Annotated in this window: 4 protein-coding genes and 1 pseudogene; all 5 read left to right on the top strand. The window is 38.0% G+C overall.

What is annotated here, in order from left to right; genetic code table 11:
• Nucleotides 1-480: 480 nt before the first annotated feature.
• A pseudogene (locus BQ6100_RS22075) lies at nt 481-1,287 on the top strand (methyl-accepting chemotaxis protein); the annotation flags it as partial.
• Nucleotides 1,261-1,881: a PDC sensor domain-containing protein gene (locus tag BQ6100_RS22070; protein ID WP_390622446.1), complete on the top strand. Its 621-nt coding sequence runs from the start codon at nt 1,261-1,263 to the stop codon at nt 1,879-1,881. The pseudogene BQ6100_RS22075 and the gene BQ6100_RS22070, both read left to right, overlap by 27 nt.
• A gap of 291 nt (nt 1,882-2,172) precedes the next feature.
• Nucleotides 2,173-4,485 carry a bifunctional 2',3'-cyclic-nucleotide 2'-phosphodiesterase/3'-nucleotidase gene (locus tag BQ6100_RS18460; protein ID WP_235816549.1) on the top strand — a complete coding sequence of 771 codons (2,313 nt, stop codon included), beginning with the start codon at nt 2,173-2,175 and terminating at the stop codon, nt 4,483-4,485.
• A gap of 398 nt (nt 4,486-4,883) precedes the next feature.
• The gene (locus BQ6100_RS18455; RefSeq protein WP_075983003.1) at nt 4,884-8,222 is read left to right on the top strand and encodes a CDP-glycerol glycerophosphotransferase family protein; all 3,339 of its coding nucleotides are present in this window, start codon (nt 4,884-4,886) and stop codon (nt 8,220-8,222) included.
• Nucleotides 8,223-8,590: 368 nt separating this feature from the next.
• Complete coding sequence (locus BQ6100_RS18450; RefSeq protein WP_075983002.1) at nt 8,591-11,929, top strand: CDP-glycerol glycerophosphotransferase family protein; 3,339 nt, start codon at nt 8,591-8,593, stop codon at nt 11,927-11,929.
• Nucleotides 11,930-12,349 lie beyond the last annotated feature (420 nt).

Genomic DNA, 12,349 nt, shown 5'->3' with positions numbered 1-12,349 from the left:
CAATCATTTTCCAAAGGAATTTTTACTTAGCTAAATAGAGCTGTTAAGTAGATTTTTTCAGTAAATGCTGAGGCATACCGAATGTGAATCTGATTAGGCAATAATGATAGATTTAGAAAAATGTAGTTTTGGGTATTATGACCCATTTGAAATGGGAATACTAAGATGTTTTAAGGTGACAGGCACCTTCCAAAAGATGGAAGGTGCCTGTCACCTTAAAAAAGAGCAAATCCTGGGGGTGATTTGCTCTCCTTTTTTTTGATGGGGTGAAAAAAGGGGGTTTTGAAATTTGGACATTTCGTTTATTAGGGTGACAGAGAAATGGGCCGACACCTTCCCTTTTTTAGATCCACCATCAATTGATGTAACCTTACTTAACATTATATGTTATTTTACATAAAAAATTAACTAAAAAATAAAATTTTTTCGAATTTTTGTGATATGATGTAATAAAACCTAACGCAGAATAGGAGGTACTCTATGTTTTTATTAAAAGGTAACAAAAGAAAAAGGGCTTTGATACCGGCTTCGATACCCGTAGAAACAAATGAGAAAGAGCTGAACCAAATTGATGGACAGGTTCAAGTGGCGGTCGATCAGTTGGATGGAATTGTTGAGCAAATGAAGCTTGCTGCTGAATCACTGGACCATACTTCTACTTCAAGTAAGGAAAGTACGCTTGATTTGATTGGCCATATTGAAAAGACTGTTGAGAATACATTAAAGGTTTCCGAAAAAATGAGGGTGATAGAATCTTCTGCGCAGGAAATCTCTAGTTTTTCTGAAGAGATTCATGCCAATAGCGAATCCTCCTTTAAAGAGTTGATGATTTCGATGGACTCTCTCCACGCCTTAGAAAATAGCATGAACGTACTATCAGAGGGGCACAATCTTCTTTTAAAACAGATGGAACAGCTCGTGAATCATTCTAATAAAATTAATGAAATTCTCCATATCATCGGTTCGATTTCGCAAAAGACAAAAATACTTGCTTTGAATGCTGCGATTGAGGCGGCGAGAGCTGGAGATCATGGAAAAGGGTTTTCTGTTGTGGCCAATGAGGTGGGCGTTTTGGCAAATCAAACCTCTCAGGCTGTAGGAGAAACGAGTGTCAATATAAATCTAATCCAGAACGAAATTTCCGCTTCTACGATTATGGTTCGAAAAGAAACTGAACAGGTGCTGAAGGGGTCTAATGAACTGAGATTCGTACTTCGACATATGGAATCCTTTAAAGAGAATCTCAGCAATATTAATGAAATGGTGTCGGACTCTACACAAGCAGTTAACGCACAAACAGTTGGAGTGGTGGAAATTGTGAATCTCTTAGAGGAAATATCCGAAATGTCACTAGATAATAAGGATTTAGCCTATAAGGTCACGTTAGATATGAATGAACAGCATGAGAGTATCGGTCAAATTTTATCAACAAGTCGCTCCCTCACAAATACCTCAACCGAACTGCAAAAAATAATTAATAATAATAATCTGCTATCAGGTAAAAAACCAATCGATTATCAAATGATAGAGGCTGTGCAAAAGAAACTAATAAACTTCCTAGCTATTTCCTCAATAGATGTCTTAGACCCAACTCTTCATGAAACAAAATTAAATCAGTTTTTGAATGAACATTCCGAGCTCGAGGCTGTTTGGACCAATCGACTCGATGGTACCTTTATTTATTCCAATCCACCAGCGGGATTAGTTAACGCCAAGGCAAGACCATGGTTTATCCAAGCGAAAAATGGACAAACCTTTGTCTCAGAGCCCTATATTTCTGCATTAACGAAGAAACTATGTACCACCATCTCCTGCCCAATCTACCGTGGAAAAGAAATCGTGGGTGTGCTCGGTGTAGATGTCCTGATGGAACTTCCGTAGGGTGACAGGCACCTTCCATTTAATGGAAGGTGCCTGTCACCCTTTCTTATATCAAAATAGCAAAATTAATTAAAAATCCAATCACCAGATAAAATTAAACAATTAAAATATTTAGAAAAGTAAGTCAACTAACGCAACTCAACTTTTCAGTAATAAAGCGACATAGAGAGCTTTACAACGTAAAACAATTTTTACAAATTTTTATAAAAATTTACATAAAATAGATTTCAACTGGAAATGTTTGGTGTTATACTTAAAAAGCTTTAAGTTAATTTGAAAGGGGACAAATCGATGTCGTATAAACGTAGAATGAAAAAGATCGTTGCTACTTCAGTGGCAGCTGGATTAGTAACTGCCCAATTTGTTTTTCCAACTCTGAATGCGCCAACAGCACAAGCAAAAACAACCTCTAAGACACAGCCATTCTCCATTTCTACACCAATTGTTGATTTTTCAAAAGGCACGAAGGCAACTGTAACTGTCACACCGAAAAAAGGTCATTCCGGTAAAGAAACCGTGGTATTTCAATTAATGGACGGAAAGACTCTGGTTTCACAAACAGCAGTAGAGACCAATATTACAAGCCCAGAAACTTTTACCGCGCATTTCACCTCATCAAATAAGAATTACTGGGTCCAGGTTTTGGTGGTAGACAAATACAATGGGAAATTAGGCACGAATCTCGCAACTCCAGCTTCAACTTCGCCTTTTAAACTTCGAATCATGGAAACCACCGACGTACATACCAACCTTGTAAACTATGATTATTACAAAGACGCACCATCAGACACAGTGGGCCTTGCAAAAACAGCAACCCTTATTAAACAAGCGGAAAAAGAAGTGAAAAATAACGTTCTCGTTGATAATGGAGATTTAATTCAAGGAACTCCACTTGGAACTTACGAAGCGATTATTAGCCCATTGAAAAAAGGTGAGGTTCACCCAGTCTATAAAGCGATGAACAAACTAGGCTATGATATGGCAACGTTTGGGAACCACGAATTCAACTATGGCTTGAGCTACTTAAATGAAGCAATCAACGACGCGAACTTTCCGTATGTAAATGCGAACGTTTATAAAAAAGACAAGGACAAAAATCCTAACAATGACAAAAATCAATTCACACCATATAAAATTATGGAAAAGAAGGTTTACGACATAAATGGAAAACAAACGACTGTGAAAATTGGTTTTATCGGCTTTGTTCCACCACAAATTATGGACTGGGATAAATCAAACCTAGAAGGAAAAGTCATTGCCAAGGATATCATTGCTTCGGCGAAAAAATACATTCCTGAAATGAAGAAAAAAGGTGCAGATATCGTCATCGCCCTTACACACTCTGGTTTCAATGGAGATGTGAAAAATAAAGAAGATGTCATCTACTCATTAAGCAAGGTATCTGGAATTGATGCAATTACTTTTTCACATACCCATAAGGTCTTCCCAGCGGCAGATGAAAAATCATTAGATGCGCTATTTAAAGACGCAAGCGGCAAGGTTTTCCCAGGCGTTGATAATGCTAAAGGAACAATCAATGGTGTTCCTGCAGTTCAGGCTGGCTATGGTGGTTCAAATCTAGGAATCATTGACCTTGATATTCAAAAGGTGAATGGAAAATGGAAGGTTTATAATTCCCAATCTAGTACTCGCGCTATTGTTGATAAAGTGACAGGCACGAAGGTTGCAGCAGATAAGTCCGTCTTAGATGCTGTAAAAGTGAACCATGAAGCAACTATCAAATACGTCAACACTCCTATCGGTAAAACAACAGCACCAATCCATAGCTATTTTGCATTAGTTCAAGATGATCCATCCATTCAAATCGTGACCAATGCACAAAAATGGTATGTTGAAAAATACATTAAAACGAATAAACCTGAATTAAAGGATTTGCCGATTTTATCCGTTGGTGCTCCATTTAAAGCAGGCCGCAACGGGGTAGAAGAGTTTACAGAAATCAAGCAAGGTGATCTAACCATCCGCAGCGCCGGGGACCTATACCTTTATGACAACACGTTAAAGGCTATTAAGGTAAAAGGATCTGTTGTAAAAGAATGGCTAGAAATGACGGCAGGTAAATTCAATCAAATCGATCCAAACAAAACAACCGAACAAGAGCTACTAAATCCTAACTTCCCGGTATATAACTTCGATGTTATTGATGGAGTTACGTACCAAGTGGATGTCACAAAACCTGCTAAGTATGACTCAAATGGTAATAAAGTTTCAGACGCAAGTCGAATCATCAATCTTCAATTTGAAGGAAAACCAGTCGATCCAAATCAAGACTTTATTGTCGTAACGAATAATTACCGAGCAAATGGTGGGGGAAGCTTCCCAGGTGTAAAAGGTAGTGAATACGTGGTTGACTCAGCTGACGAAAACCGTCAAATCTTAATGGATTACATCTCTGAACTAAAAGAAATCAATCCAACAGCAGACAACAACTGGTCCATCGCTCCAATCAAAGGAAATGTTAACGTAACCTTCACATCCTCACCAAAGGGTGCAGAATACTTAACCAAAGACGGCAAAATCACCTACACCAACAAAACAGACAGCAACGGCTTCGGAATCTTCAAGTTCGACTTAAGTGAGTAGGGTGACAGGCACCTTCCAGGAAAATTCCAGGTGACAGGCACCATCCAAATACTTCCAGGTGCCTATCACTGACAAAATACCGACAAAATAACGAACCTTCATTCAAATAAAGAGGCTGGTTCAATAGGTTGGTAGGATAAACCGTCGGATCCGGCCTTTTCTATTAGGGTGACAGGCACCTTCCAACAAATGGAAGGTGCCTGTCACCCTTTTATACCCTTTTATATTTTGATTGACATTATCCAAGAAAATATTAAAATAGCTATGTTAGATACAGAAAATTAGTAGTTTTGTATACATAGAAGGTGTTGAATTGTTGTAATGTTTGGAAAATGGGCCAACTCAATTTGTTGATTTAATCTAAAAAGGAAAATAACCATAAGGTGGAAGTATAGTATATGTTGCGAAAAATTGTGAGAAAAGCAATGAACTTTTTTAGGCCAACACAAAAGGAAACGAAGTTTAAGAAGCAATTAACAATTAAGAAGGATAACCATATGCTTTCGATTATCGGACAGCTAGACGGAGTTTATCGTGCGAAGGAATTGTATATGGCACCGAGCCCTGATGACACGATGATTAAACTAGCTGACATTCAGCCTTCTACTCATTTCAAGTTTGATGTTGACCTACAAAGGTATGAAGAGGAGTACACACCGACCAGATACGGTTTTTACCTATTGGTGCAGGTTTCACAGGAACAAGTTTCTCCCAATCGATATGAAGCATTAAAAAAGAATGCCACAGCAAAAGAGGTTGCCCTTGCGGATGGAGGCTTCGCCCTCGAATACTTAGTTCGACTAGGGAAATTTGATAAAACCAATTTCGATGCCTATGAAAAATTCAATTTTCAACATAAATCAGGCTATGTGTATATAAACAGCAAAGGTTTCATCTCTTTAGTCATAGATTTGCCAGTGAACGTAAAACCGAAGGCAACCATTGATAAAATCAAATCAACAGACGGTCACTTCTATGTAAGTGGAAAAATCGTTTCAACTAGTTCAAAAATTGTAGAAGCGCAAATTTTATTAACCGGACGTGAAACCGGCGAAAAATATAGAGTTCCTGCAAAACTAGAAGCTCATCCTGAAAAATCAAAGAGCTCCTCCGGCTATTGCTACTACAACTTTGAAAAGGACCTGGATTTAAAAACAGTTGGCGATGGAAAGCCGTTAAAAGAGGATATTTACGATTTTTACTTGGAATATCAGCTCATTAACCAAGAAGAAAATATGACGGTAAGGCTTGGGGCACCGCGATTTTTCGTAAAAAAATATTCCAAAGTGGCTCATTTAGTGGACGGAGATTCCGTTTTCACCGTATCTCCTTATTTTACAATCAAGTACTTTAACCTATCCTTTCAGGTTGAAAAGTATGAAAGGGAGACCTACACCTATTTAACCAAAATGATGAAATGGGCATGGTTATTGCGACCACTAAATAAAAAACGCGACATTTGGTTAGTAGGAGAACGCTCCTATAAAGCCCAAGACACAGGTTACCATTTTTTTAAATATATGAGAACCGAGCATCCAGAACGGAATGTCTACTATGTCATTGATAAGGATTCACCAGAATTAGAGAATATCAAAGACCTAGGCAACATTTTGTTTCAAGGCTCAAAGGAGCATATTTGGCACACCCTTATGGCTACTAGAGTCATAGGCTCACATCACCCTGACTACCTCTACCCGATTAGAACGGAAAAATTTAAGAAGGCCGTCAAAGCGAAAAAGGTCTTTTTACAGCATGGGGTCATGGGAACGAAAAACATGGTTTACAACTATGGAGTCATGTCAAAAAGCTTTGAAACAGACCTATTTATTGTCAGCTCTGATTATGAAAAAAGATATATCGTCCAGGATTTCGGCTACGAGCCATCCATGGTGTCTGTCACCGGATTATCGAGGTTTGATAGCCTTTTAAAAAATGATGTCAAAATCAAAAGACAGATCTTAATCATTCCGACCTGGCGTGATTGGATTGTTAACGATGAACAATTTAAGGAAAGTGAATATTTTGCTCGCTATCGTGAATTAGTTTTTCACCCGTTAATGCACGAGTATGCGAACAAATATCATTTTGAAATCGTGCTCTGCCTGCATCCAAATATGCAAAGATTCACCTCCTTTTTCAGTGATGCACCTGTCAAGATTGTGAATCAAGGGGACATCGATGTTCAATATTTGTTAAAAGAAAGCGCCATGATGATCACGGATTATTCGAGTGTAGGTTTCGATATGAGCTTCTTAACCAAACCGATTATCTATTATCAATTTGACCGAAGTAGATTTATTGGAAAATACCCATCTCATCTTGATTTAGACAATGACTTGCCTGGTGAAATTGTCGATCAAGTCGAAGATATTTTAGAATTTGTAGAAAGCTACGCAGCGGATAATTTCCGAATGAAGCCGGAATACCAAAAGCGTGCTTCGAAGTTCATCAAGTATCGTGATTTAAATTCATGTAAAAGAATATATCAAGCAATTTTACAAATGCCGGCCTTTAAAAAGCAATCAATCAAGTCAATGGTGAGAAATTCAGAATTCTTGCAAAAGGTGTTCGGCCGGTTTAGAAAAAGCAAATACTACTTCCCAACGATGAAGGCCTTTTACAATGTGGCGAGAAGGATTTTACCGGTCGATGACAAGCTGATTGTTTTTGAAAGTGGTGTTGGAAAACAGTATTCAGATAGTCCGCGTTATATATATGAAGAAATTGTGCGAAGAAAGCTTCCATATAAAAAGGTTTGGGTTTACGATAAGGCGATGAAATTCCAAGACCCGAATACGATTAAAGTCCAGCGCTTAAGCTTTAAATATTATTATTATTTGGCAAAGGCAAGGTATTGGGTCAACAATCAGAACTTCCCGACCTATATTAAGAAGAGACCACAAACAACATACCTTCAAACGTGGCATGGTACGCCTCTTAAGAAAATGTTGTTTGATATGGAAAGTGTGCAGGGAAGGTCTGATGACTATGTGGAGCGCGTGTATGGAGCAACGAAGACATGGGATTATTTAGTGTCACCAAGCCCATATGCAACCGAAGCCTTTAAAAGTGCCTTCCATTATGAAGGAAGCATTTTGGAAATGGGTTATCCAAGGAATGACTTGTTCTACCGAAAGGATAATATTCGGGTAGCCTATAAAACGAGGAAGGCGTTAAAGATTCCTCCGACGAAAAAGGTCATTCTATATGCGCCGACCTTTAGAGATAATCAAACAAAGGGTGGAGCGAATAAGTTTTCATTCGATATTCAGATGGACCTCGAGCAGATGAAGAAGGCATTAGGTGATGAGTACGTACTGCTCTTAAGGATGCACGTTGTAATTAAAAATAAAATCACTATTCCGCAGGAGTATAAGGATTTTGTCATGGATGTATCGACTTATCCAGATATTCAGGAGCTTTATTTGATCTCTGATATTCTTATTACGGATTATTCATCTGTTATGTTTGACTTTGCGAATTCCAAGAAACCGATCCTATTCTTTACATATGATTTAGAATTTTATCGTGATGAGCTAAGAGGCTTCTACTTTGACCTTGAAAATGAAGCCCCGGGTCCAATGCTTAAAACAACCGACGAAATTATCCGTACCGTTCAAAATATTGAACAAGTACAAAAGGATTACAATGATAAATACAATCACTTCTATAGTAAGTTCTGCAAGCTAGAAGACGGCCACGCAACCGACCGCGTTGTAGATAAGGTGTTTAAATAGGTGACAGGCACCTTCCATTAAATGGAAGGTGCCTGTCACCTATTCTGCGTCAAAAACCCCCTTCGTTTGACATGATTTTTATTTATATTACAATTATTTATGTTGACTCTTTTTGAAAAATGGAAGTGAGAACCATTGGAGGGAGTCGAACAATTAACCTTAGACTTGTGGAAGCAGGGGTGAAATCATCATCGATTTCTTTTTATTGTCCATGAAGCTTCTGAATGGATGAGTCAAAAAAGCGAATAATAAAGGATACAAGTTCACAAAGAACGGATTTGTTAGGTTCACAATTTAAGACCCCCTCTATTTCAATTTTGATTTTAGGCTGACTAAAGGAAAAATAACAAGAAAGGTGGGAAAACAACATGATTCGAAAAATAGTTAGGAAAGCCATTCAGCTATTTAGACCGACAAATACGAATGTCAATAAATATAAAAAGAACATAACAATAAAGAATAATAACCAAACTCTGTCCATTACTGGAGAGCTCAATCCTGCCCACAAAGCAAAACAATTATTAATGGCCGCAAGTCTAACGGATCCAATGATCAAGCTTTCAGAAATTCAGCCTTCTTCTCATTTCCATTTTGATGTCGATTTACATAAGTTCTTAAATGAACTATCTCCAAAAAGATATGGCTTTTACATATTGGTACGGGTTTCTCAAGAAGGAATTAGTCCCAAGAAATATGAAAAATTAAAAAGCAATTCTACCGCTAGAGAAATTCCCCGTGAAGATGGTGGCGTCGATATCGAATATATTATTCGGGTCGGAAAGTTCGAAACCACACATTTTGAAGCATATGAACCATTTATTTTCCAAGAAAGATATGGATTTGTTTATGTGAATAGAAAAGGCTTCATCTCATTTGTTGTAGACATGCCAATCAACATAAAGCCAACGGCAAAAATTCATGAAATCCATTCGATAGAAGACCATTTTTATGTGTCAGGTGAGATTGTTTCAAAAAGCTCGAAAATTGAAGATGCACAGGTTCTCCTTGTTGGCCGCGAGTCAGGGCTAAAATACCGAGTACCAGCAGGCATCGAATTTTGTCGGCAAAAGTCGGTAAAAAAATATGGGTATAGCTATTATCAATACGACTGCGTTCTCAACCTAAAAACGATTGCAGACGGGAAGCCGTTGAGAGAAGACATCTATGATTTAAACTTTGATCTAAAATTAAACAACCAACCCGAAAGAGTCATCGTTCGAATAGGAAAGCCAAAAAAACAGGCGAAAAATTATTCAAAGCCTGCTCAAATCGAGTCGGAAGATCGCATATTCACAGCAACGCCTTATTACACCATTAAGCATTTTAATTTATCCTTACAGGTCGATTGCTTTAACAAGGAAAACTTCCTTTATTTAAAAAAGATGCTGAAATGGGCATGGCTTATGCGCCCGTTTTATAAGCGTCGTCAAATTTGGTTAGTTGGTGAAAGGCCATATAAGGCGCAGGATACGGGTTTTCATTTTTTTAAATATATGAGAACTCATCATCCCAATAGAAATGTCTACTATATCATTGAAAAGGATTCACCAGAGCTGAGAAATGTCGAACCATTAGGGAATATTCTCTATTTTGGGACGAAGCAGCATATTAAATATACATTGATGGCGACAAGAATTTTTGGCTCTCATCATTCAGACTATCTTTATCCGATGCGGGTTAGTGCGATTAAGAACAAGGTCAAGGCGAAGAAGATCTTTTTACAGCACGGGGTTATGGGAACAAAAAATACCGTCCATTTTTATGGAGTCAATTCGCCCAGCTTTGATACCGATTTATTCATCGTGAGCTCAGATTATGAGAAGGAGATTATCCTCAGGGATTTTGGTTATGATCCTAGACAGGTAAAGGTTACGGGATTATCCCGTTTTGACAGTCTTTTTGCAGGGGATGTTGAAACGAAAAGACAATTACTGATCATCCCAACCTGGCGCGAATGGATTGTCAATGATGAAAAGTTTTTAAATAGTGAGTACTTTGATCGTTATCGCGAATTAGTTAATCATCCAAGCTTACATGAGCTATCGAAGAAGCACAATTTTGAAATTGTCTTCTGCTTGCACCCAAACATGCAGATGTTTACGCCATTTTTTAAGGATGCGCCCGTTCGAATTGTTAACCAAGGCGAGATTGACGTTCAATATTTGATGAAGGAAAGCGCCATGATGATTACCGATTATTCAAGTGTGGCCTTTGACTTTAGTTTTTTACACAAGCCTGTTGTGTATTATCAATTCGACAGAGATCGTTTTATTGGAAAAAAACCTTCCCATCTCGAATTAGATCTCGATTTACCAGGGGAAATTGTCTATCAAGTCGAGGATATTATCAGTTTAGTCGAAAGCTATGCGCAAAATGATTTTGAGATGAAGCCTGAGTTTAAAAAGCGGGCTTCGAAATTCGTAAAATATCATGATCAAAATGCAAGCAAGAGAATTTATGAAGCAGCCTTAAAAATCCCTCATATTAGAAAATCACCTATTAAATTATTGCTGCAAAATGAATGGATGGTTAAATTTTATAAGAGATTTAGAAAAAGCAGATTTTATTATCCTACAATGAGAGTGGCTTATAACATTGCAAAAAGAGTTTTACCAGTGGATGAAAAGCTGATTTTATTTGAAAGTGGAATTGGGAAACAGTATTCAGACAGTCCCCGTTACATTTATGAGGAAATTGTCAAACGCAAGCTGCCGTATAAAAAGGTTTGGGTTTACAATAAAAGCCTGAGAACTAAAGATAAGAATACGATTGTTGTCAAACGCTTAAGCGTTAAATATTATTATTATTTAGCGAAATCCAAGTTCTGGGTCAACAATCAAAACTTCCCAACCTATATTATGAAGAGACCTGAAACAACCTATTTACAAACTTGGCATGGAACGCCTCTTAAGAAAATGTTATTTGATATGGAAAGTGTTCAGGGACGGACAGAGGATTATGTCGAACGCGTCTATGGTGCAACGAAAACATGGGATTACTTAGTTTCGCCAAGTCCATATGCGACGAAGGCTTTTAAAAGCGCGTTTCGTTATGAAGGAAAAATCCTAGAAGTGGGCTATCCGCGGAACGATTTGTTCTATAAGAAGGAAAAGGATCGTGTGGCGGACCTGACACGGAAAAAATTAAAGATTCCTGCTGATAAAAAAGTAATTTTGTATGCTCCGACGTTTAGAGATAATCAAACAATAGGTGGGGCGAATAAATTCGCATTTGATATTCAAATGGATTTGGAAAAAATGAAGCAGGAGCTCGGCGATGAATATGTGTTGTTGCTGAGGATGCATGTTGTGATTAAAAATAAAATCACCATTCCTGCCGACTTTAAGGATTTTGTGATGGATGTGTCTAAATACCCAGACATTCAGGAGCTTTACTTAATTTCAGATATCCTAATGACTGACTATTCATCCGTAATGTTTGACTTTGCCAACTCAAAGAGACCGATTCTATTCTTCACCTATGACTTAGAATTTTATCGGGACGAGCTAAGAGGCTTCTACTTTGACCTAGAAAACGAAGCCCCTGGCCCAATGCTCAAAACAACCGAGGACATCATCCATTCAGTCAAGAACATCGAACAAGTACAAAAGGAATACAGCGAAAAATACAAGAAATTCCACGACACCTTCTGCTCACTAGAAGACGGCCACGCCACCGAACGAGTCGTCAACGCCGTGTTCCGGTGACCGCGTGTTCCGGTGACAGGAACCTTCCAAGAAATGGAAGGTGCCTGTCACCCATTTGTCGAAATTTGATATGAATAAATGAGAAGAGAGCTAATACCATATAAGAGGTACTAGCTCTTTTTTTAGGTGCCTGTCACCATCCAGAAAATGGATGGTGACAGGCACCTGTTCACAATTTTGACATGGGCTGGGATTATCTTTTTTTCTCTAGATATACTAGAATAATATATGGAGGAAAGAGGTACTCAAAAATGGTAGATTCGTTTAAGATAGTAGCTGAGTTGCTGCTTATGAGATCGAATAATTATGGATAAGTAAACTCATTCCACATAAGCAATCAATTCAGCCTTATGGAACCGTGATTATGTTACTATTTTTTGGGATTTTTATATTATTGCGTGACAGATTTGATCAATTCAG

Source organism: Bacillus massilinigeriensis (assembly GCF_900117315.1).
Taxonomy (GTDB): Bacteria; Bacillota; Bacilli; order Bacillales; family Cytobacillaceae; genus Bacillus_BE; species Bacillus_BE massilionigeriensis.
This window is presented reverse-complemented; position numbering and strand designations above follow the sequence as displayed.

Excerpts from the sequence above, each read along its gene's own strand:
- BQ6100_RS22070 (WP_390622446.1), top strand. The coding sequence starts at position 1,261 with ATGGTGTCGGACTCTACACAAGCAGTTAACGCACAAACAGTTGGAGTG.
- BQ6100_RS18460 (WP_235816549.1), top strand. The coding sequence starts at position 2,173 with ATGTCGTATAAACGTAGAATGAAAAAGATCGTTGCTACTTCAGTGGCA.
- BQ6100_RS18455 (WP_075983003.1), top strand. The coding sequence starts at position 4,884 with ATGTTGCGAAAAATTGTGAGAAAAGCAATGAACTTTTTTAGGCCAACA.
- BQ6100_RS18450 (WP_075983002.1), top strand. The coding sequence starts at position 8,591 with ATGATTCGAAAAATAGTTAGGAAAGCCATTCAGCTATTTAGACCGACA.